The sequence below is a fragment of the Pseudomonas sp. FW305-28 genome (genome assembly GCF_017351395.1).
GTDB lineage: Bacteria > Pseudomonadota > Gammaproteobacteria > Pseudomonadales > Pseudomonadaceae > Aquipseudomonas > Aquipseudomonas fluorescens_AA.
Genome location: NZ_JACNDD010000111.1, coordinates 1 through 22,086, shown reverse-complemented (window position 1 = coordinate 22,086; position 22,086 = coordinate 1). Strand labels below are relative to the sequence as shown.

The 22,086-nt window shown below is 61.3% G+C and carries 23 protein-coding genes; 7 read left to right on the top strand and 16 right to left on the bottom strand.

The genetic code is table 11. The features are described 5' to 3' along the window. Positions 1-515 precede the first annotated feature (515 nt). From J4E53_RS22340 to J4E53_RS22330, 3 genes are all read right to left on the bottom strand, one after another. Entirely contained in the window at positions 516-1,415 is a 900-nt protein-coding gene (locus J4E53_RS22340) for a hydroxymethylglutaryl-CoA lyase (RefSeq protein WP_103310413.1), read from the bottom strand. A 151-nt stretch (positions 1,416-1,566) separates the two neighbouring features. Further along, positions 1,567-1,968, bottom strand: a complete 402-nt coding sequence (locus tag J4E53_RS22335) for a MerR family DNA-binding transcriptional regulator (protein ID WP_103310415.1) — start codon at positions 1,966-1,968, stop codon at positions 1,567-1,569. 188 nt (positions 1,969-2,156) lie between these two features. Beyond that, on the bottom strand, positions 2,157-3,086 hold the full coding sequence (locus tag J4E53_RS22330; RefSeq protein WP_060738293.1) for a LysR family transcriptional regulator: 930 nt from the start codon (positions 3,084-3,086) through the stop codon (positions 2,157-2,159). A gap of 189 nt (positions 3,087-3,275) precedes the next feature. On the opposite strand from J4E53_RS22330, the gene J4E53_RS22325 reads away from it, so the two are divergent. Then, positions 3,276-4,505 (top strand): acyl-CoA dehydrogenase, encoded by a 1,230-nt coding sequence (locus J4E53_RS22325; RefSeq protein WP_053120907.1) that lies wholly within the window; start codon positions 3,276-3,278, stop codon positions 4,503-4,505. Positions 4,506-4,738: 233 nt separating this feature from the next. Here J4E53_RS22325 and J4E53_RS22320 read toward each other — a convergent pair whose 3' ends face one another. The 11 genes from J4E53_RS22320 to J4E53_RS22270 all read right to left on the bottom strand — a co-directional run bounded on the left by J4E53_RS22320 (position 4,739) and on the right by J4E53_RS22270 (position 14,859). Beyond that, positions 4,739-5,608: an oxaloacetate decarboxylase gene (locus J4E53_RS22320; protein WP_060738292.1), complete on the bottom strand. Its 870-nt coding sequence runs from the start codon at positions 5,606-5,608 to the stop codon at positions 4,739-4,741. A 182-nt stretch (positions 5,609-5,790) separates the two neighbouring features. Then, on the bottom strand, positions 5,791-5,973 hold the full coding sequence (locus J4E53_RS22315) for a hypothetical protein (protein ID WP_060738291.1): 183 nt from the start codon (positions 5,971-5,973) through the stop codon (positions 5,791-5,793). 38 nt (positions 5,974-6,011) lie between these two features. Further along, positions 6,012-6,653 (bottom strand): transposase, encoded by a 642-nt coding sequence (locus tag J4E53_RS22310; protein WP_103310418.1) that lies wholly within the window; start codon positions 6,651-6,653, stop codon positions 6,012-6,014. Further along, positions 6,650-7,423: a hypothetical protein gene (locus J4E53_RS22305; RefSeq protein ID WP_256587237.1), complete on the bottom strand. Its 774-nt coding sequence runs from the start codon at positions 7,421-7,423 to the stop codon at positions 6,650-6,652. Before J4E53_RS22305 ends, J4E53_RS22310 begins: the two co-directional genes overlap by 4 nt. Positions 7,424-7,627: 204 nt before the next feature. After that, entirely contained in the window at positions 7,628-8,662 is a 1,035-nt protein-coding gene (astA, locus tag J4E53_RS22300; RefSeq protein ID WP_103310420.1) for an arginine N-succinyltransferase, read from the bottom strand. 61 nt (positions 8,663-8,723) lie between these two features. Then, complete coding sequence (locus tag J4E53_RS22295; RefSeq protein WP_060738287.1) at positions 8,724-9,740, bottom strand: arginine N-succinyltransferase; 1,017 nt, start codon at positions 9,738-9,740, stop codon at positions 8,724-8,726. A gap of 111 nt (positions 9,741-9,851) precedes the next feature. Beyond that, the gene (locus J4E53_RS22290; protein WP_103310422.1) at positions 9,852-11,201 is read right to left on the bottom strand and encodes an APC family permease; all 1,350 of its coding nucleotides are present in this window, start codon (positions 11,199-11,201) and stop codon (positions 9,852-9,854) included. A 71-nt stretch (positions 11,202-11,272) separates the two neighbouring features. Then, positions 11,273-12,025: an N-formylglutamate amidohydrolase gene (locus J4E53_RS22285; protein ID WP_103310423.1), complete on the bottom strand. Its 753-nt coding sequence runs from the start codon at positions 12,023-12,025 to the stop codon at positions 11,273-11,275. Further along, complete coding sequence (locus J4E53_RS22280; RefSeq protein WP_060738284.1) at positions 12,009-13,361, bottom strand: glutamine synthetase family protein; 1,353 nt, start codon at positions 13,359-13,361, stop codon at positions 12,009-12,011. Before J4E53_RS22280 ends, J4E53_RS22285 begins: the two co-directional genes overlap by 17 nt. Continuing rightward, on the bottom strand, positions 13,358-14,002 hold the full coding sequence (locus J4E53_RS22275) for an isochorismatase family cysteine hydrolase (RefSeq protein ID WP_060738283.1): 645 nt from the start codon (positions 14,000-14,002) through the stop codon (positions 13,358-13,360). Before J4E53_RS22275 ends, J4E53_RS22280 begins: the two co-directional genes overlap by 4 nt. 2 nt (positions 14,003-14,004) lie before the next feature. Further along, a complete protein-coding gene (locus J4E53_RS22270; protein ID WP_060738282.1) occupies positions 14,005-14,859 on the bottom strand; it encodes a MurR/RpiR family transcriptional regulator in 855 nt (284 codons plus the stop codon). 300 nt (positions 14,860-15,159) lie between these two features. On the opposite strand from J4E53_RS22270, the gene J4E53_RS22265 reads away from it, so the two are divergent. Beyond that, complete coding sequence (locus J4E53_RS22265) at positions 15,160-15,738, top strand: histidine phosphatase family protein (protein WP_103310425.1); 579 nt, start codon at positions 15,160-15,162, stop codon at positions 15,736-15,738. After that, entirely contained in the window at positions 15,735-16,493 is a 759-nt protein-coding gene (gene cobF / locus J4E53_RS22260; RefSeq protein ID WP_103310427.1) for a precorrin-6A synthase (deacetylating), read from the top strand. The genes J4E53_RS22265 and cobF overlap by 4 nt, the downstream gene beginning before the upstream one ends. Before the next feature lie 166 nt (positions 16,494-16,659). Here the strand turns inward: cobF and ftrA are convergent, their stop codons facing one another. Continuing rightward, entirely contained in the window at positions 16,660-17,619 is a 960-nt protein-coding gene (ftrA, locus tag J4E53_RS22255; RefSeq protein ID WP_060738279.1) for a transcriptional regulator FtrA, read from the bottom strand. 103 nt (positions 17,620-17,722) lie between these two features. Here ftrA and J4E53_RS22250 point away from each other — a divergent pair, with 103 nt between their 5' ends. Beyond that, positions 17,723-18,157 (top strand): rhodanese-like domain-containing protein, encoded by a 435-nt coding sequence (locus tag J4E53_RS22250; protein ID WP_060738278.1) that lies wholly within the window; start codon positions 17,723-17,725, stop codon positions 18,155-18,157. 258 nt (positions 18,158-18,415) lie between these two features. Here the strand turns inward: J4E53_RS22250 and J4E53_RS30845 are convergent, their stop codons facing one another. Continuing rightward, entirely contained in the window at positions 18,416-18,541 is a 126-nt protein-coding gene (locus J4E53_RS30845; RefSeq protein ID WP_256587239.1) for a hypothetical protein, read from the bottom strand. 608 nt (positions 18,542-19,149) lie between these two features. Here J4E53_RS30845 and J4E53_RS22245 point away from each other — a divergent pair. The 3 genes from J4E53_RS22245 to J4E53_RS22235 all read left to right on the top strand — a co-directional run bounded on the left by J4E53_RS22245 (position 19,150) and on the right by J4E53_RS22235 (position 21,927). Beyond that, positions 19,150-19,929 carry an ABC transporter substrate-binding protein gene (locus tag J4E53_RS22245; protein WP_103311397.1) on the top strand — a complete coding sequence of 260 codons (780 nt, stop codon included), beginning with the start codon at positions 19,150-19,152 and terminating at the stop codon, positions 19,927-19,929. Positions 19,930-20,032: 103 nt separating this feature from the next. Further along, entirely contained in the window at positions 20,033-21,145 is a 1,113-nt protein-coding gene (locus J4E53_RS22240) for a M14 family metallopeptidase (protein WP_060738276.1), read from the top strand. Positions 21,146-21,210: 65 nt separating this feature from the next. After that, complete coding sequence (locus J4E53_RS22235; protein WP_103311399.1) at positions 21,211-21,927, top strand: alpha/beta hydrolase; 717 nt, start codon at positions 21,211-21,213, stop codon at positions 21,925-21,927. Positions 21,928-22,086 lie beyond the last annotated feature (159 nt).

The following is a 22,086-nucleotide window of genomic DNA, read 5'->3' as shown; positions in this document are numbered from 1 at the left end:
AAGCTCCCCTTTAATTTTGTCGTCGCGTGCTCTTTTTTTATTATTGAGGGGCGGCCTGTTGTTGTTTTTGGTAGCCGTGGCCCTTTACCGCTGTTTTTGGCGATCCCCATCCGGGATCAAGAGCAAACGTATTTTTTTGAGCGCTGATCTGCTTTTTCGCCTGGCGATCCAACCGATTCGGGAGCTACCTGAAGGTAGTTTTATTGTTCTCTGCCCGGTTGCGGGTTGCTCCTGGAAGCACCCTGAAAAGCACATCTTCTCCAAAAAAATCTGTTAGCTGCGTCTCTGCCGTGTTGTTTTTGTTATGTCAGAGTCGTTTCGTCTTGTTTTTATTGGGTTTGCTGCGTTTTTTTATTCTTGTTATGCAAGAGATATAGCAGGTGGCGTGCCAACTTTTAAAAATCTATATAAATCAAACGTTTGTGATTTTTGTCTGAAAATTCTGACCGACCAAACCTGACAAATTGTTTCCGTGTTACTCGTTTCGCCCCTGTTACAAAGCCGGCGGTAACACCTCAGTGTGCGTTGCGGGCCTTGGCCACGCGCGAACCACTCGGGCGGCCGAGCACATCACAAATCTGTCGGCCCGCGGCGATCAGTGCGTCCAGGTCGACACCGGTTTCGATACCCAGCCCGTCGAGCAGGTACAGCACGTCTTCGGTGGCGACGTTACCGCTGGCGCCCTTGGCGTACGGGCAACCGCCAAGGCCGGCGATGGAACTGTCGAACACCGCGATGCCTTCCAGCAGGCTGGCGTAGACATTGGCCATGGCCTGGCCGTAGGTATCGTGGAAGTGTCCAGCGAGTTTGTCCCGAGGCACCTCGGCGCCTACCACTTCGAATAGCCTGCGTGTGGCGCGAGCGGTACCGGTGCCGATGGTGTCGCCCAGGGAGACCTCGTAGCAGCCCATCGCATACAGCTCCCGGGCGACCCACGCCACCTGCTCAGGCTTGACCGCCCCTTCATAGGGGCAACCCAGCACGCAGGACACGTAGCCGCGCACACTGACACCGTGCTGTTTTGCGGCCGCCATGATCGGCGCGAAGCGCTCCAGGCTGTCCTTGATGGAGCAGTTGATGTTGCGCTGGGAAAACGCTTCGGACGCGGCGGCGAACACCGCCACCTCTTTCACGCCCGCCGCCAGCGCATCTTCAAACCCCCGCAGGTTCGGCGCCAGGGCGCCATAGGTCACACCGGGCTTGCGCTGGATCTGCGCGAACACCTCGGCGGACCCGGCCATTTGCGGCACCCACTTGGGCGAGACAAAACTGCCGACTTCGATATAGCCCAGGCCGGCGGCGCTCAGGGCATCCACCAGGCGCACCTTGTCGGCGACGCTGATGGGCTGTGCTTCGTTCTGCAGCCCGTCGCGGGGGCCGACTTCGATCAAGCGTACAAAGGAGGGGAGGGACATGGGGATTGACCTGTGGTGAGTTGCCAATATGTCGAGCGCAATGATGAACCCATTGTGGGAGCGAGCTTGCTCGCGATAGCGGTGTGTCAGCCACATCAACTCCAACTGATCCGACGCTATCGCGAGCAAGCTCGCTCCCACAGGGAGAATGTTACTGGACGGTTTTCTCGCCCTCGATCGTCTGCTCTAACGCCTGGATGCAGCGTTCTTCGGCGGTGTCGAGTTCCAGTTTCATCTGTTCGATGTCCAGCAATTGCTGTTCGAGCTGTTCCCGGCGCTCGGCGATTTTCGCCAGCATGCTGTGCAGCTGTTTCTGATTGCCGCTGGAGGGGTCGTAGAGTTCGATCAGCTCGCGGCACTCGGCCAGGGAAAAGCCAATGCGCTTGCCGCGCAGGATCAGCTTCAGGCTGACCTTGTCCCGCGGCGAATAAATGCGCTCCTGGCCCCGTCGCTCCGGGCTCAACAGGCCTTGTTCTTCATAGAAACGGATGGCCCGTGTGGTGATATCCAATTCGCGGGCGAGGTCGGAGATGCTGTAGGTCTGGCTGCTCATGGAAGCGCTCGAAACGAAAGGGGCTGGCGCTAAGCTAAAGGCAGGTTGACGTTCGCGTCAAGCAGTGAGGTTCTGCACACAAAACCCTGTGGGAGCGAGCTTGCTCGCGATGGCGTCGGACCAGTCGCCATGGATATTGGCCGGTCTACCGCTATCGCGAGCAAGCTCGCTCCCACCGTTTCGATCTTTTAAACCTTATCGAGCTTCTTCTCATGGGCCGTCACCTGTTGGCACAGCTCGATCATCTGCTCGCGCATCCAGCGGTTGGCCGGGTCCTGGTCGGTGCTTTCGTGCCAGTAGAGATGGGTCTCCACCGGGGGCACGTCGTTGACCGGGAGCAGGAAGGCGTGCAAATCGTGACGCCGTGCAAAGCGCTCGGGAACGGTCATGACCATGTCGGTCTGCTGCAGCACCTGGGAGGCCATCAGGTAATGCTGGGAACGCAGGGCGATCTTGCGCTGGATGCCCATCTTGCCGAGGGCCAGGTCGACGTAACCCAGCCCGTTGCGGCGGCTGGAAATGTGCACGTGGGTCTGGGCCAGGTAATCATCGAGGGTGATCTTTTCCTTGCCCGCCAGCGGATGGCCCTTGCGCATGGCGCACACGTAGCGATCTTCCATCAACTTGACGTGGCGCACCTGTGGGTCGGTGTTGAGCGGCGCGTCCACGGCGAAGTCGAGGCGGCCGGCGGCCAGTTCCTTGGTGGTTTCACGGCGCTTGGACAGGAAGCTCTCGATCGCCACGGTCGGCGCCAGGCGGCGCAGGCGCTGGAACAGCAGCGGCAGGATCACGCCTTCGGTGAGGTCGGTCATGCTGATGCGGTAGGTCTTGACGGCCTGCAGCGGGTTGAAGATCCGGCTTTCCTGCACCGACACCCGCAGCAGCGACAAGGCATTGCGCACCGGGCCGATGATGTTCTGGGCCATGGGCGTCGGCACCATCCCTTGGGCGGTGCGCACGAAGAGCGGGTCGTTGAAGGTCTCGCGAAGACGCGCCAGGGCATTGGACACCGCTGGCTGAGTGATGCCGACGATCTGCCCGGCGCGGGTCAGGTTGGCTTCGGTGTAGATCGCATCGAAGACAATGAAAAGGTTGAGGTCGACCTTGCTCAGATTCATGGCGCTGCACTCTTATTTTTGGGCTTGTTCTTAGGCTTGTTGTGAGGTGCCGGGTGGCGATGCGAATCAGTGAAACATATATCGGTGATGAATGTTAATACACGCCGAGAATAGGTTAGGTAAATTTTCGTAGCTGAACTAGCATCGATTTCATGACCTAAAACAACCTCTGCCAAGAAGGTGCTGCTCATGGATTTTGCCTATTCCCCCAAGGTTCAGGAACTGCGTGAACGCGTCACGGCGTTCATGGATGCCTACGTCTACCCGGCCGAAGCAGTGTTCGAACGACAAGTGGCCGAGGGCGACCGCTGGCAACCCACGGCCATCATGGAAGAGCTCAAGGCCAAGGCCAAGGCAGAAGGCCTGTGGAACCTGTTTCTGCCGGAGTCCGAGTTGGGCGCCGGCCTGACCAATCTGGAATATGCGCCGCTGGCAGAGATCATGGGGCGCTCGCTGCTGGGGCCGGAGCCGTTCAACTGCTCGGCCCCGGACACCGGCAACATGGAAGTGCTGGTGCGCTACGCCAACGAAGAACAGAAGCAACGCTGGCTCGAGCCGCTGCTGCGCGGCGAGATTCGTTCGGCCTTCGCCATGACCGAACCGGACGTGGCCTCTTCGGACGCCACCAACATGGCTGCCCGCGCCGAGCGTGACGGCGACCAGTGGGTGATCAACGGCAAGAAATGGTGGACCTCGGGCGCCTGCGACCCGCGCTGCAAGATCCTGATCTTCATGGGCCTGAGCAACCCCGATGCGCCGCGCCATGCCCAGCACTCGATGATCCTGGTCCCGGTGGACACCCCTGGGGTCAAGATCGTCCGGCCGCTGCCGGTGTTTGGCTACGACGATGCGCCTCACGGGCATGCCGAAGTGCTGTTCGATAACGTGCGGGTGCCGTACGAAAACGTCCTGCTGGGCGAAGGCCGCGGTTTTGAAATAGCCCAGGGTCGACTGGGCCCAGGCCGGATTCACCACTGCATGCGTTCCATCGGCATGGCCGAACGCGCCTTGGAATTGATGTGCAAACGTGCCGTCAGCCGCACCGCTTTCGGCCAGCCGTTGGCGCGTCTGGGCGGTAACATCGATAAGATCGCCGACTCGCGGATGGAGATCGACATGGCGCGCCTGCTGACGTTGAAGGCGGCGTACATGATGGACACGGTGGGCAATAAGGTGGCGAAAAGTGAAATCGCCCAGATCAAGGTCGTCGCGCCGAACGTGGCCTTGAAGGTCATCGACCGGGCGATCCAGATTCACGGTGGTGCCGGGGTTTCCAACGACTTCCCGCTGGCCTACATGTACGCCATGCAACGCACCCTGCGCCTGGCCGACGGCCCGGATGAAGTCCACCGCGCCGCCATCGGCAAGTTCGAGATCGGCAAGTACGTGCCCAAGGAAATGTTGCGTAGCGGGCGCTGAAGGCCTGTTTCACCCTGGCAACGCTATCGCGCTCACCACAAATCCCCTGTGGGGGCGAGCCTGCTCGCGATGGCGTTGGCACATCCAACACTCATGCCAGCTGAACCGCCGCTATCGCGAGCAAGCTCGCTCCCACAGGGAGTGTGGGGTGTGCCCGAGATAGGCGTCGCACCGCCAACCCATTGTGGGAGCGAGCTTGCTCGCGATGGCGGCCTCCAGGACAGTGAGCCTTCTTACTCCTTGACGCTCATGTACTCCTCGGCCCAGCGGATGTAGTCCTCGGGCTGGGTGTAGGTGTGGGTCAGTTCGGTGGCGCTGAGGTCCGACGCCTGGGTGAAGATCTGCCGCTGTTCGCGAAGGCTGTCGTAGGTGGCCTTGATCGCGGCGAAGTAGGCGCCGTGGCCGTCGATGGTCACGCGGACGCCCAAGTCGGCCAGGCGCTTGTCGTCGCGCAGCAGTGGATTGCCGTAGGTGACAAGCATCAACGGCACCGTCAGGTTTTCACTGATTTTTTCCAGATGATCGAAGTCTTGCACGCCCACCATGCAAATCCCGTCGGCCCCGGCACGCTCATATTGCTGGGTCCGGCTGATGATTTCCTGGACTGGCAAGATCCCGGCGTTGGTCCGGGCGATGATCGCCATTTCCGGATCGACGCGTGCTTCCAGCGCTGCCCGAATCTTGCCGACGCCCTCGGCGACACCGATCAGGTCGGTGGATTTACGCCCGAACTGGGCCGGCAGCAGGGTGTCTTCGATGGTCAGCGCCGCGACGCCGGCCCGTTCCAGTTCGATGATGGTGCGCATCACGTTCAGGGCATTGCCGTAGCCATGATCGGCGTCGGCAATGACCGGCAACTGGGCCACGCGACCGATACGGGTGGCCTGTTCGGCAAACTCGCTGAGGGTGATCAGGGCGAAGTCCGGCGCGCCCAATACTTGCAACGACGCGACCGAGCCTCCCAGGATACCTACTTCAAAACCCAGGTCGGCGGCGATGCGCGCCGACATCGGGTCAAACACCGAGGCGGTGTGGTAGCAGGTCTTGGAAGCCAGCAGTTGACGAAAGTTACGACGCAAATCTTGATGGGAAAGCCTGGACATATGAGTTCCACCAATGGAATGGAAAGGCTTGAACAAAAGTGTCAACGCCGAAAGATCCAAAGGCTATCACGTGGCAGGCGTAAAGATGATGACGAATGTGTATGGGCGATGCGTTCGCTGCATGGGAAGAGGCCGCAGACCCGGTAAGTCTGCGGCCAGCGAAAGCGTCCTTGGTGTGTCGCTCAGTCTGAGGTTGGCACGCTCCACAGTTGCTTGATCTCGTGGATGTTTGCAACGTTGAAGCGAGTGGGGAACCCGGGGATTGTGCATTGGATTTCGTTGATCAACTGCGTAGCGGTGTCGATCACCTGAGTGCTGGCTCGCAACAAGGGCGTTTCCTCCCAGTCTTGCATCAGGTTATTCATGTTTTTCTCCTTCTTTTAAATACCGGACAACGAAATGACTATCCGGTGTTGAGCAATGACAACGTGTCTGTGAATAGCGCGATTTCTTGCGTCGCTACACCCGGGTGAAGCGGTCGGTAGTCCTTATCGAAACACCAGGCTTCATCGAGTTTGAGCCAATGTTGCGGATGGACGAGCAGGCTCAATGAGGCCGACATTGATATTGGCGGGATCTGTCTATGGATTTCTTTGAGTGCGGGCATGTACAGCACTTCGCCGGGTGCAAGTTTTAGTCGTCGCGCTTTACCCAGGCGCGGTCTCTTATTCTTTTGCAGCGGTAGGTCGTCGAGTATCTCGCGGGTGATAGTGGTATAGCCGTCACCGCTGTAACCGACGGCATAAATCTCGAAGTCGTGGCTGTGGTTCAGGTTATAGATGAACGTTTCTTTTTCATCAGGGGTTCCTGCCGGTGCCCAGAAATTCAAGCGAAGGGTAAACGAGTCATTGCGGTGCAGAACAAACCCATAGGCGTTGTAGAGGCTGCTGCGTGTATCAAAGCCGTCTCGTTGGATCGTGGCGTACAGATGATCGCTCAACAAAGTGCGATTGTTGGCCAACTGTCGCAGGTCTTCGATAATCCGGGATCTATCTCGTCGCAGGTCATGGGTTTTCAACCGCTCGACAAAGGCTTCCAGTTTCATGCCGCCTGCTCGAACGGTTGGAGCAAGTTGTCCAGGCGCGAATTACGGTGTTTTTTCAGCAGCGCAATGTAGCTCAAGGCGTCCTGGGGATTGGCCCGATAGAGCACCTGGAAGGCTTTCCACGCCACGGCTGGGTGATAGTGGTAGATCAGCTCCCCGGCGACGCGCCTGCGTTCGGGGTCTTGAACCGTTTCGAGCAGCTCCAGGCTCACCAGGTAGCGGGCGGCGCTGTCGTCATGGGGTAGCCAGGCGACCTTGCGTAACGAGGCACGATCGAATACTCCGATGTCTGCACTCCTGTCCGGCAGATTGATCCTGCCTACCAGCCCGGTGTTCGTTTGCGCTGGGCGGCAGTAGTCAAAGAGTGTCCGGCTGCCATCGATCACCAGTGGGTTGTTTTTATCTATGCGTACGGTGTCGGCCTTTTCAAGCCGATGCCCCTCGAGGGTATATCGCTGTACGTCGAAGGGGCGATCAACGGCGAACAGAATACTTCGGCCGGGTATTGAATACAGTTGCGAAGAGACATCGACGGATGTCAGTGGCTTGATGCTGATATTGCCAATGTTCGTGCAATGCAACGTGATGGTGGCCGTGTGCAAGTTGGTAATGTTCATGATGGCTGCACGTCGAGAACGGGCATCGGTAAATGTTGGCTGGTTGTTCAGCTCGGCAATTAATTGATTGATTTGCGCGGTCATGTCCAATGTTTTTATTTGTTCTGCGATCTCTTCAGGCAGCAGGTGCGTGGAAATCAGAGTCTTGATCATGAGCGGGTTCGTTACAGTAGGGCGATGGGCACAAGTATGGTTTTGGGAGGGGGTGGAGGCAATTATGGAATTGTCGGGAAGTATTGCCGATGAACAATACTTGTGTTGTTAAAGACTCGGTAACGCTGCGCTTTTGGTAGGGCGATGAGACCGGCCGCCGGGGCGGCGGTGATCGGATATCGGTGTACGAGGCGCGAGAAAGGGCTACGCTGCCACCGCCTGTTGCCCCTGTCTGGGCAATGCCACGGCGCGCACCGTATCACCCGGTTGCACTTGCAGGCGTTTGGCGGTGAGGCGATCGACGAGCAGGCTGTTGCCATGCAGGCGTGCGCGGGCGCTGGTGACGCGGCAGTTTTCCAGGCGCCGGTTGTGAATCAGCCAGACCGGTGCTTGTTCGTCCGGAGTACCAATGGCCAGGGTCAGTGTCTGGCTGTCGCGTACGCTGCGGATTTTCGACACCGGCGCTTCGATCACCGGGCCGCCGTCGAAAATGTCGATGTAGCCCCTATGGCTGAAACCTTCGGCGCTGAGGATTTTCAGGGCCGGTTCGGTGTTCGGGTGAGCCTTGCCGATCACCGCCTGGGCCTGTTCGGTGAGCAGGCAGGTGTACAGCGGCTGGCGTGGCATCAGCTCGGCGATGAACGACTTGTTGCCCATCCCGGACAACTGGTCGGCGTAGCTGAAATCCTTCTGGAAAAAATGCCGTCCCAGGCTGTCCCAGAACGGCGAACAGCCTTGTTCGTCGGCATGGCCCCGCAGCTCGGCAATGAGTTTTTCGCCGAACAGCTGGGAAAACTCGGCCACGAACAGCAGACGCGCCAGGGACAGCAGGCGCCCGTTGTGCCCGTGGCGTTGCTCGGGGTGCAGGAACAACGAGCAGATTTCCGATTGCCCGGACATCTCGTTGTTGAGAAACAGCGTCGGGATCTGCCGCTGGATTCCCAACTCCGGCGCCGAACTGACCGTGACCCCGACCCGATAGTTGTACCAGGGCTCACGCAGCCCCACCGCCCCGGTCAGGGCGCTGATGCCCACCACCTGCCGGTCATCGTCTTCGAGCACGAACAGGTAGTCGGCGTCGGCACGTTCGACTTGGCCGGCGAAGGTCCGCTGGGCCCAGCGAACGCGGTGGGCCAGACGCTCTTCGTTGGCCGGCAGGCTGGTAAACCCAGGGCCCGCGCAACGGGCCAGGTCCAGCAAGGCAGGCAGATCGGTGAGGGCCACCGGACGGACAATCATGATGCAGCTCCTTCATCGTGTCGGTCCAAACGTCGGTGCAGGCCATGGGATCGAGTGAGGTTCATAGGGCAATCACCCGGATCCGCGCGCCATCCTGGATGTCCAGGGCCGTCAGCATGGCGGGCGACAGTGCCACAGGGCCGTCGGCGCCGACGTCCAGCTCGGCGACGATGGCCCGGTAGCTGGCAAGGTGCTCGTTGCTCACCAGGTACAGGCCCCGTGCGTCAATCTGCGGGCTCTGCCTGGCCGTAGTGGTGCGACTTTGCGTGATGGAACGGATATTGGCGATACGGGCATGCAAGGTCGGCCCGCCGTCGAAGATATCGACGTAGCTGTTGGTCTCGAAACCCTCGCGCTCGAGGATGTCGAAGGCTTCCTGGCCGTCGGGATGCACCCGGCCGATGCAGGCCTGGGCTGCGGGTGGCAGCATGGGCACGTAGATCGGGTACTGCGGCATCAGCTCGGCGAGAAAGGTCCGGCTTTGCAAGCCACACAACCGTTCGGCTTCGACGTAGGGCAGGTCGAAGAAGTGCTGGCCGATGGCGTCCCAGAAGGGCGACTGGCCGTCTTCGCTGCTGAAACCGACGATTTCGGTGATGACCGATTCGGCAAAACGCTGGGGGTGGGCGGCGATGAACATCAGCCGGGCCCGGGACAGCAGCTCTGATTCCGGCGTGCGCACCCGTCCGGCGTCGATGTGGAAGCCACGCAGCAGTGTTTGCCCGTTGAGGTCCTGGCACAGTGACAACGCGGGTACGCCGTGCTGGATGTTCAACTCCCGGGATTCGCTGGAAAACGGCCGGTTGCGCAGGCTGTAGAACGGTTCGTTGCAACCGGTGCTGGAGAGGATTTCCGAACAACCGACCAGGCGTCCGGATTCCAGGTCCTGCAAGACGAAAAAGTAATTCTCGGCCCCCGGCCCCTGCGCATCGGCGGCGAACGAGGCGCACGAGTCGAGGATTTTTTCCTCCAGCCGCCGGGTATCGTCCGGCAGCGACGTGACGCCCACCAGGCTGTCACGGGCCAGTCGTTGCAGTTGCGGCAGATCGGCTAATTGAACTGGACGTAAGGCCAGCATGGATTGCACTCCTGTTCCCAGAGAACCCGGTGACCGGCACCGGGCTTGACGATCACTGTCGATGTCCACGCGTTACAACCATGGCTGGCCGAACCCTTCGACCGCCGTTTCTCATTGACCCGCCGGATCGGGCAGGGCGGTACGACTGCCGAATTTGTTGAGCAGGCACAGATAGGCCACACCCGCGGCGATCCAGATCAGGCCGAGTTTCTGCGCGGCCACGCCCATGTTGTACATGATGGCCGCGACGATCACGAAGCCGACCAGCGGGCAGATCAAGTGACGAATCAGTTGGCCGGAGCTCTGGCGGCGCCAGTAATGGTTGATGACCGTGATGTGCAGCAACATGAAGCCGCTCAGGGCACCGAAGTTGACCAGGGAGGTCAGGGTGTCCACGGCGTTGATGAACAGGTAGCAGATCAGCAACGACAGCACCGCCACCAGGTAGATGCTCATGTAGGGGGTGTTGTGTTTCGGATGGACCTTGGCCAGCACCTTGGGCAACTGGCCGTCCCGGGCCATGCCGAACAACAGGCGCGACACCGCTGCCTGGGAGGTGATCGCTACCGCTACGCCCCAGGCCAGGGCTGTGGCCACCGCGGTCAAGGTGGCCAGCCAACTGCCGGCCGCCAATTCGGCGATTTCATAGAAGGCGGTATCGGCGGACTTGAAGCCCATGCCGGCTGCCAGATCGGTGGCGATCCAGGTCTGCACCACGAAAATCGCCCCCATCACCAGCAAGGTCACCAACGCAGCCTTGCCGACGCTGCGGCCCGGGTCGCCCTTGATTTCTTCGGCCAGGGTGGAAATGGCGTCGAAGCCCAGGAACGATAGGACCGCGATGGACACGGCTTGCATCAGCAGGGCGAAGTTGAAGTGTTCCGGGCTGTACAGCGGCGCCAGGGTCAGTTGGCCGTGACCGGCCCCGCCGTGCAGGGCATTCCAGGCGTAGAACAGGAAAATCCCCAGCACCACCAGCTGTGCCAGCAGGAAAATGATGTTCATCCGTGCGGTGAACGTGATGCCCCGCAGGTTGACGAAGGTCGCGCTCACCAGGAATGCCAGGATGAAACCGACCTTGGGAATGTCCGGGTACAAATGGTTCAGCGCCATGGCGGCGTAGACATAGAGCAGCGGCGGGATCAGCAGGTAGTCCAGCAGCATCAGCCAGCCAGCGATGAACCCTACGTGTGGGTTAAGGCCTCGTTGCGCGTAGGAATAGACCGAGCCGGCCACCGGAAAGGCCCGGGCCATGCTGCCGTAGCTCAAGGCGGTAAACAGCATCGCCACCATGCCGATGATGTACGCCAGCGGCACCATTCCCGGAGCCTCGGCATTGACGTAGCCATACACGCCGAACGGTGCGATGGGGATCATGAAAATCATCCCGTATACCACCAGGTCTGTCAGCGACAGGCCGCGTTTCAATTCCTGCTTGTAGCCAAATGCCTCGATGCTCATGAGCCGTTTTCCTTTTCAGCTGTGTGGGTTGCGCTTGCTTGCTGTCTGTCGCTGGTAACTTGCCGCTGCCGCTACAGCAGGGGCGCCAGGTAGGCGCTCCAGGTCCGTACCCCCTCGGGGCTGCGCAGTTGGTCGTTGCGCACTTCGATCAGCACCGAATCCAGGCTGCGGCCATCGCCGTGCACCGGGACCGTCATGTCGGTCAGGGGGTTGATCTTGTAGGGCTGGTTGCCCGCTGCCCGCAGCGAATGCCGGCTCAGTCCGTCGACGATGCGCTGGGCGTATTCCTTGGCTTCGCCGAACAGCACGCCGGCTTCCAGGGCGCGCGGCTGGCCATAGAACACCGGGGTGAAACTGTGGATGCCCACCACGCGTACCGGCCGGTTGGCGGCCAGACGTCGGTCGATCAGCGCCCGCAAGCGATCATGGAAAGGATGGAACAGGCACTGCTGGCGATATTCGCGCGTGGCCTCGTCCAGGTCGTGGTTGCCCGGGACCTGGTAGATCTCGCTCTGGGGCGGAATGCTGTCCGGCACGTGCAGCGGGCGGTTGAGGTCGATCAACAGCCGTGAATAATTGGCCGACAGCAAGGTCGCGCCGAGGGTTTCGGACAGGCGTTCGGCCAGCAGCAGCGCGCCGATGTCCCAGGCGATGTGTTCCTGGGACGCGGTTTCATCCAGGCCCAGGTCGTTCAGCGCCGCGGGAATGAAACGGCTGGCGTGTTCGCACACCAGCAGCACCGGGTGGTCGGACTCCTCCCGGGTCAGTCGATAGGCTGGCCTGGTGTAGAGGCCCGATTCAGCACACTCAATAGATTCGTGCATAGTGCTCGCAACGCTCGGCAGGTGAGAGCGCCTGGGTCAAGGCCTGCTCCTGGGCCTTCAAGGCGAAATAGGTTTCGACCAGCGGGCCGGGCAGGGCCTCGAGCAGCGCCCCGCTGTGGCGCAGGCAGTCCAGTGCCTGGGCCAGGGTTGTCGGCAGGGCGATAATGCCACGGGCGCGACGTTGTGTTTCATCCAGCTCATCGGGTATTTCATCGGTGACAGCGTTCAATGCCCATCGGTGCTGGATGCCCAGCCGCCCGGCAATCAACAGCGCGGCCATCGCCAGGTGCGGTGAGGCGGTGGCGTCCATGGCGCGAAACTCCAGGTTGTACTGGTTCGCCAGCGGCTTGCCACCCAGGCTCACGGTCGGGCAGATGCGCAGCGCCGCTTCGCGGTTGCGCTGTCCCAGGCACGCATAGGATGCGCTCCAATGATGAGGTTGCAGGCGCTCGTAGGACAACGGCGTCGGCGCGGTCAGCGCGCACAGCGCCGGCAGATAGTGCAGCACACCCGCGGCCCAATGCTGGCCGAGGCTGGACAAGCCATTGCTGCTGGCGGCGTCATGCAGCACCGGGTCTGCGCTCAGGTCTTGCAGGCTCAGATGCAGATGCACGCCGTTGCACACGGCATTTTCCGAGGTCTTGGGGGCAAAACTCACGTCCAGGCCCATCTGCCGGGCGATCTCGCGGGTGATTTCCCGTACGTTCACTGCCCGATCGGCAGCGGCCACGCCCAGGGTCGGGCGGCAGGTGATCTCGTATTGCTGCTTGCCGTATTCCGGCAGGAACATTTCCGGTTCGACGCCGCCGGCCCGCAGGGCACTGAGCAGCCACCCGGCGAACCCGGCCTGCTGGCGCTGGGCCTGGAGGCTGAAGGCCAGGCGATCAGGCTGCGCAGGCGCGGCAGCCAGGTTGAATTCATGTTCGAACGCGGCGAAAACCTGCAGGCCCAGTTCGCTGCGATAACGCTCCACTTCGTCCTGCAGCAGCGTGCGCGGGCAGGCGCTCCAGGGGCGGCCGTCGGTCTCCCGGATATCGCAATGGATGAAGTCCAGGGCCGGCGCCTGGGCGTCGGGGCCATTGTTGACGGTCACCCGGCTGGACAGGTCCGGTACCAGCCGCAGGTCGCCATAGGCGCCCCAGGGGTTGGTCGAGGCGATGACATCCTGGGGCGTCAACGCGCTGTTGGCCGGCACCCAGCCGCAACCGGCGGTGACGTAGTGAGGCAACTCATCGCTGGGAAACGAGCGCCCGCGGGTCACGCCGATCAGGTCGGTGGTCACCAGGGTCGTGACCGGCAGCGGTGCGAGGAGGGCAGCGGCATCGAGACGGCTCATGGCTGCATCTCCTGCAAACGAGCGAGTACGGTGTCGGTGTCGGTGATCCAGCAGTAGCCCTTGATCGCGTTCAGGCACGCCAGGTGCCGTTGTTCGGTGTGGGTCGCACAGGCGTCTTCCACCAGCGTGACCAGGTAGCCGCGGTCGGCGGCGTCACGCACGGCCATGTCGACGCACTGGTCGGTGACGATTCCGGCGACGATCAGGTGCCGGGTCTGCAGGTTGCGCAGCACGTAATCGATGTTGGTGGAATTGAACACCCCGGAGGAGGTCTTGGGCAGCACGATTTCGTTTTCCTGCGGCGCCAGTTCGGCAATGATCTGCGCCTCGGGGCTGCCCTTGGGCAGGTGCATGTCCGACAGCTTGTGATCCAGGGAGCGGTCGCGGCCATCGGCGGTGAGGCTTTCGATGTGGGTGTGCAACACGTTGTGCTGCGCCGCGCGCATCGCCTCGAGCAAGCGCTGCTGGTTGGGAATGACCTGCTGGCGAGCCCGCTGGAGGAAATACTCGGCCTCGGGGCTGTGCAGGTGGGCATCGAATTGCGGTTCCAGCCAGGCGCGTTGCATGTCTACCAACAGCAGGGCCGTGTGCTGGCGGGTGAACGGCAAATCCCGGGGCGAGTGGTGGGGGAGCGAGAACATCCTTACTTTTCCTCCAGCAGGTGCGTGTTGAATTCCGTGCGCAGGGCGTCGATGCCTTCCAGGCGTTCGGCCAGCTCGGGGCATTGCAGGGTCAGGCAGGCGATCAGGGCCTCGACCTGGGCCAGCGCCGGTACCAGGCTGTCGAAGGCCGACGCCGATTCCACCGGGGCGCTGATGATCAGGTCGGCCAGCTCGCGCAACGGCGAAGCATAGACGTCGCTGAACAGGACGACCCGGGCGTGCCGCGCCTTGGCCGCGCTGGCCACGCGCAGGGCCTGGGCCTGGTAGCGGCGGTAATCGAAAATCAGCACCACGTCCTGGCGCTGCACGTCGAACAGCCGGTCAGGCAGTTGGGCATTGTCTTCCAGGGCAAAACAGCCGGCGCGCAGCAATCGCAAATGGTTGAGCAGGTAATGGGCCAGGAAGCTGCTGAAGCGCCCGCCGAAGCAATGCACCTGGTGGCGGCTGTCGAGCAACCACTGCACGAGAATGCGCACGTCTTCGGGTTGGGTCAGGGCCTGGGTGTCGACGAGATTGCGTTGGCTGGCGGCCAGGTACTGGCTCCAGGTATCGCCTTGCTGCAGTTTGGCCCGCGGTTGCAGCAGCGTGCGAGGGGAGCGCAGGCGATGGTCCATGTCACTGAGCAGCGCATCCTGGAATTCGGCATAACCGCCAAACCCGAGTTTTTTCACCAGCCGCACGATGGTCGGGTCGCTGACGCCGGCATGGTCTGCCAGGCGTGACATCGGACCGAGGCCGTTGCGTGGGTAGTGATCGAGCAGGGCACGTACGACCTTGCGTTCCGACGGCGTCAACACCAGGCCGGGATCGGTGATCAGGTCTCTGAGGGGCGGCATCCGTGCTCCTTGCCTGGATGAATGTTGAATTTCTTTCATAACTCCTGAAAACAGTATTTATGTAGCTGGTGCTACATGTCCAGTGGTTTTTACGTTCCGTTTAAAATGCTCCAAAGTTGTGCGAAAACCCTGTAGGAGTTGGTCTCGGCCAGGTGGAATGAGTATGTCAGGCGTTGTGTCTTGGACATGTCGGACATAGCGCCTTTTTGTCTCAGTTATTTGATTTCGTATAAGGTGCTGTACAACTAAACCCGTGAATATCCCGTCCATGCGACCCGTTCGATTACCCGAGAATCCAGTGTGCAAGCCACTCGCCTGACGTTGATCTGCCACGCCCGCACCGTTTCCCAGAAACAGGCGCGCTTCAGCGTGGACGAAGCGCTGGACGCCGACTGGCTGAGGCGACGCGGGCAGGTCGGGCATGGCTATCGAAACGTCCGGCAACTGCTGTGCGGGCCGGAACTGCGCACTCGCCAGACGGCCGCGCTGTTCGGCGACGAGTTTGAGGTGGACCCGGCCCTGGCCGATTGCGATCTGGGACGCTGGCGCGGGTTGTCCATCGATGAATTGCTCAAGGTGGAACCGCAGGCCCTGCAAACCTGGCTCGACGATGCCGAGGCGGCCCCCCATGGCGGTGAATCCGTCGCCCGGTTGTGTCGCCGGGTCGGGGATTGGCTGGCCAGCCTGGAAACCCGACCGGGGCATCTGCTGGCCGTCACCCATCCCTTCGTGATCCGCGCAGCCTTGATGAACGTCTTGGGCTGCCCGGCCGCCACCTTCAATCGAATCGACATTGAGCCGTTGTCCACCCTGGAGTTGCGTTTCAACGGCGTATGGCGATTTCGCACCCAGGAACCTGGCCAGGAGTCGCCGCGATGAAAATGCTGTCAGTCATTGGCATTGGGGCCGGCGATCCGGATCACCTGACGATGCAGGCTGTGAAAGCCTTGAACCGTTTGGACGTGGTCTTCCTCATGGACAAGGGCCCGGCCAAGGACAAACTGTTGGACCTGCGGCGCGAAATTTGTCGACGCTACATCGTTGATCGCACCTACCGTTTCGTCGAAACCTACAACCCGGAACGCCAACGCGGCGACCTGGACTACAAGGACAGCGTCGAAGCGCTGAACCGTGCGAAACAGGCCACCTTCGAACGCTTGATCGATGAAGAACTGTCCGACGGGGAGCATGGCGGTTTTCTGGTGTGGGGCGATCCAGCGTTGTACGACAGTACCGTGCGCATCCTGCAGGCTATTCTCGACGGGGGCCGTTGCGCCTTCGAATTCGAGGTGATCCCCGGCATCACCAGTGTCCAGGCCCTGGCCGCCCGGCATAAAGTGCCGTTGAACAGCATTGGTGGTGCGCTGGAAATCACCACCGGACGCCGCTTGGCGGCAGGGCAGGTGGGCGACGCGGCGAGCGTGGTGGTGATGCTCGATGCCGAGGATGCCTACCGCCAGGTGAGTGATCCCGATACGCAGATTTACTGGGGCGCCTATGTGGGGACGCCGGATGAAATCCTGATCGCCGGCCGGCTGGGGGACGTGGCCGATGACATCGAACGCACCCGCAAGGCCGCGCGAACAGCCAATGGGTGGATCATGGATACGTATTTGTTGCGTAAGCCTCAATGATGCCGCCATCAACCTGTGGCGAGAGGTAGGTGGGAGCAAGGCTTGCCCGCGATACAGGCGATGTAGGTCTTCCAGAAATCGAGGCGCTCATATCGCGAGCAAGCTTTGCTCCCACCTTATTCCCTCGCCCTGACAGCGTTCGACAGCTTCATCGCCAGTAGGCTATTTACCCCCGCCCAAACCGCTCCCGATACACCGACGGCGCCAACCCCACGACGCTGCGAAACGCCACGCGAAAGCTTTCCACCGAGCGGTAGCCACACAGTTGCGCGATGTTGTCGGTGTTGTCGCCGGTGCTTTCCAGCAGTTCGCGAGCCCGGGCCAGGCGTTCGTGTTGCAGCCAGGCCTTGGGCGACACGCCGCAGGCCTGGGTGAAGTGGCGCAGGAAGGTGCGTTCGCTCATGGCCGCCTGGCTGGCCAGTTCGCGCACACCGAGGGGTTCGTGCAGGCGCTCACGGGCCCATTGCATGACGCTCGACAGGTCGCTGCGTGGCGTACGGCTGACCGGCGAAGGAATGAACTGCGCCTGGCCACCCGTACGTTGTGGTGACATGACCAAACGGCGCGCTACGGTGTTGGCGACCTGGACGCCATAATCCCGTGCCACCAGGTGCAGGCAGGCATCGATGCCGGCAGCGCTGCCTGCCGAAGTGATGACCTGTCCTGAGTCCACGTACAGCACATCCGGGTCGACCCGGACGGCGGGAAAACTCTTGGCCAGTTCGTCGGTGTAGCGCCAGTGAGTCGTGGCGCCCAGGCCATCGAGCAGCCCGGCGGCGGCGAGTACGAAGGCCCCGGAGCAGATCGACAGCAGGCGCGCCCCACGGGCGTGGGCCCGGCGTAGTGCATCGAGCAACGCCTCGGAAGGTGGCTCGCTGCGGCTGCGCCAGCCTGGCACGACAATGGTCCGGGCGGTTTCGAGCAGTTCCATGCCGCCATCGGCCAATACCTGGAAGCCACCCATGGCGCGCATCGGACCGTCATCGACCGCGACGATCCGATGCTCGTACCAGGGGAAATCGAATTCCGGCCGCTCCAATCCGAAGATTTCGACGGCAACGCCGAATTCAAAGGTGCATAGGCCGTCGTAGGCAAGGATCGCGACCAGACCTGGGAGAGGCTGCATTTGTCGGAAAATTCCCACAGAGTGTCTTGTACGCCACTGTAGCCGTAAGCTTCGGGGGGATAAAGTCTCTTCACGCCTTTATCTACCCTTGGAGTACACCCCCATGACTAGCCTGGTTCGCGAAGTGCCTGCCGCCCCTTCCGATATCGCCCTACAGCATTTCAGCCGTCGTCTGTCATTCGAAACGGATTGTTCCGACGTTCACGCCAGTCAACAGGCCGGCAATGTCGATTTTGTGCTGGTGGATGTACGCGGGCCGCTGGCCTACGAACGCGGCCACGTCCCCGGGGCGATCAACCTGCCGACCCGCACGCTCACCGCCCAGGCATTGGCCGCCTATGCCAAGACCAGCCTGTTCGTGGTGTATTGCGCCGGCCCCCACTGCAATGGTGCGAACAAGGCGGCGGTGCGTCTGGCGACCTTGGGGTATCCGGTCAAGGAAATGATCGGTGGCGTCATGGGGTGGCTCGATGAAGGCTTTCGCCTGACCGGCTTGGTGGAGCGCGTGGCGGACGAGGCGATCCGCTGCGACTGCTGACTTTTTGCCCTGCGTGGCTATCCCGGCATTCATGCCGGGATGCCCGCTGCGCAAATGCCTGTGATCGGCCAGCGTGGTTTAACGGGGCGCCCCAGATCAAAATCAAACGCGAGGCGGCCATATAGCCGGCCTGGTTCAGAGTGAACGCGTTCACCCTGTGGGAGCGAGCTTGCTCGCGAAGGCGATGTAACTGTCGATGAGGATGCTGAGCAAGCTCGCTTCTCAGGGAAGCTTTATTGCTCTTCGAGCCCGCGCTGTTCAATCACCCCAAAAAACATCCGCCACATCCTGGACCATGATCCGGGCGATGTTGGCGATGTTGGCGATGTTGGTGATGGTGTTGATGTCGGCCTCGGCTGAATCGCGCAGGGTAGTACAGGCCATGAGTGCGAAACCCTCCCCACTGACCAAAGCCAGCAGGTGAACCAGACTATAGAAGGGGGGGTGAGGCAACAACCGACCTGTAGGACGCCCACAAACCCAGTGGCGAGGGAGCTTGCTCCCGCTCGGTGGCGCAGCTGCCGTAAACCCTGGGCATGGGGTTGGTCTGACGAAAAGAGGGGGCTGCTTCGCAGCCCAGCGGGAGCAAGCTCCCTCGCCACGGTGAGTGAATTCCTACGAGATTTTCAGAAGGCCAGAGGAGCAATTGATTTCAGAAGCGGAACGCGGAGCGTCAAAAACTTGTGGGAGCGAGCTTGCTCGCGATGACGTCGTCACAATCGACATCACCGCAAACTGATCCTCCGCTTTCGCGAGCAAGCTCGCTCCCACAGTTGGGGCGGAGTACGACAAAGAGACAGGCCGGCTATAAGGCTGCCTCGCTTTGGCCTGTTACAAATCAAGCTATTTTTATAACTAATTGTCGCTTCTACACAATTCCCCTCCTGAGCACCCCTCTAGACTCCCGGCCACTTCGGTTCCTCGTTGACCGAACCTGCCTACGAATCTGCCAATAATTGCCAATAAAAACCCCTGCACACTCAGGAGCGAAAATGAAGAAGCTAGCCATGTTCGGTGCCCTGGCACTGTCCGTGTTGTCCCTGTCGGCCGTGGCCGAAGACGCCAAGCCGATCCGCCTCGGGATCGAAGCCGGTTACCCGCCTTTTTCGATGAAAACCCCCGACGGCAAGCTGGCCGGCTTCGATGTCGATATCGGCGATGCGCTGTGTGAACAGATGAAGGTCAAGTGCGTCTGGGTCGAGCAGGAGTTCGATGGCCTGATCCCTGCGCTGAAAGTGAAGAAAATCGACGCGATCCTGTCGTCCATGACCATCACCGACGATCGCAAGAAAAACGTCGATTTCACCATCAAGTACTACCACACCCCAGCGCGCTTCGTGATGAAGGAAGGCTCCAACATCAAGGACCCACTGACCGAACTCAAGGGCAAGAAAGTCGGTGTGCTGCGCGCCAGCACCCATGACCGTTTCGCCACTGAAGTGCTGGTGCCCGCCGGCATCGACCTGGTGCGCTACGGCTCCCAGCAGGAAGCCAACCTGGACATGGTCGCCGGCCGCCTCGACGCCATGCTGGCCGACTCGGTGAACCTCGACGAAGGTTTCCTGAAAACCGACGCCGGCAAAGGTTTCGCCTTCGTCGGCCCGACCTATGAAGATGCGAAATACTTCGGCGGCGGTGCCGGCATTGCGGTGCGCAAGGGCGATAAGGCCCTGGCCGATCAATTCAACGCAGCCATCACCGAAGTCCGCGCCAACGGCACGTACAAGAAAGTGCAGGACAAATACTTCGCATTTGACGTCTACGGGAATTAATCGCTGACCCCCGAGGTGGCCCGTCGTTGACCCGGCCGGCCACCTTTTTCATGGGCGATTGTTTACCCTGCGCCTATCGTAATGCCGCCATCCGGAGTTCCTCATGCAACGCATCGACCATACCCTGCCATGGAGCCACCTGGGCACCGAGCGCCGGCTCAGTGTGTTTCGCTACGGCCATGGGCCGCGCAAGGCCTACATCCAGGCCAGCCTGCACGCCGATGAATTGCCGGGCATGCGCACCGCCTGGGAACTGAAGCAGCGGCTCAACGACCTTGAGGCCCAAGGCTTGCTCAAGGGGGTCATCGAACTGGTGCCGGTGGCCAACCCCATCGGCCTGGATCAACACCTGCAAAGCGCCCACATGGGGCGTTTCGAACTGGGCAGCGGCAAGAATTTCAACCGTTCCTTCGTGGAGCTCAGTGCGCCGGTGGCGCAACGCATCGGTGATCGCCTGGGGGACGACCCGGCCGCCAATATCACCTTGATCCGCCAGACCATGGCCGAGGTCCTCGATGACTTGCCGCCACCCCCTTCGCAACTCGAAGCGCTGCATCGCCTGCTGCTGCGCCATGCCTGCGATGCCGACATCACCCTGGACTTGCATTGCGATTTCGAGGCAGCGATCCATTTGTATGCCTTGCCACAGCAGTGGCCGCAGTGGCGTTCTTTGGCCGCACGCTTGAAAGCCGGTGTGGCCTTGCTGTGCGAGGATTCGGGCGGCAGTTCGTTCGATGAATCCTGCTCCTCGCCCTGGTTGCGCCTGGCCAAGGCCTTTCCTGGGGCGGCGATCCCACCGGCGAACCTGGCGACGACGCTGGAATTGGGCAGCATGGGCGATACCCGGGTGGAGCAGGCCCAGGCCAATTGTGAAGCCATCCTCGGGTTTCTCGCCGAGCAGGGACTTATCGCTGGGGACTGGCCGCCCGCCCCCAGCGAGTGCTGCGAAGGCTTTCCGTTCGAAGGCACGCAATACCTGTTCGCGCCGCACCATGGCGTGGTGAGTTTCCTGCGGGAGGCTGGCGAATGGGTGGAGCGGGGCGATCCGCTGTTCGAAGTGGTCGACCCGCTGAATGATCGGGTCACCACCGTGCGGGCCGGCACCAGTGGCGTGCTGTTTGCCCTGGACCGCGGGCGCTACACGCAGCCGGGGATCTGGCAGGCAAAAGTCGCTGGGCGTGAACCGATTCGTACGGGGAAATTGATCAACGACTGATAACTGCTGTCTACCTCACCGCACGGGCCTTGCCGTGCGGCTATCGAAACGATGGAGGAAGATCGATGTTCAAAGCGCTCGCCCTGTTCCTGTTGCTGGTCTCGTCCGGGTTGCAGGCCCAACCTTCGCTGCACACGGACTTGCCGCTCAACTACCTGGCCCAAGTCGATGAGCAGGCTCGGAACCGACCGCTGGTGATCTTTCTGCACGGTTCCGGCAGTAACGAGCAGGACCTGTTCGCACTCAAGGACGAGTTGCCGCGCGATTACAACTACCTCTCGGTGCGGGCGCCGAAGAGCATGGAGCAGGACCGTTACCAGTGGTTCACCAAAAAGGGCGAGGGCGCCTACGACGGTGACACCTCCGACCTGAAGGCCAGTGGCCAGATGCTGCTGGAGTTCATCGACAAGGCCCGGGCCAAGTATTCGAACGACGCGAGCAAGGTCTACCTGGTGGGGTTCAGCCAGGGCGCGATGATGAGCTACGAAGTGGCCCTGCGACACCCCGAAGCCGTCGGGGGTATTGCCGCGATGGGCGGGCGGGTCCTGTCGGTACTGCGGGCGGAACTGACCCCCGACGAGTCACGACGGACGCTGGCGGTGTTCATCGGCCATGGCACGGCAGACCCGATCATTCCCTACCACGATGGCACCGAGGCCAACACCTTCCTCAAGACCCTGGCGCTGGAACCGGAATTCCATGCCTACCCCGGCGTCGGCCACAGCATCAGCGCCCTGGAGGTGAAGGACCTGCGGGCCTGGCTGGAGCGGCTCAACCCCTGACCAAAATAGAACCCTGTGGGAGCGAGCCTGCTCGCGATGGCGGTGGGTCAGCTTGCCTCAAGGTTGGGTGTGCCGACGCCATCGCGAGCAAGCTCGCTCCCACATTTTTGATGGTGATTGTCCTCGATTCTTCGGCGAATACAGAACCCTGTGGGAGCT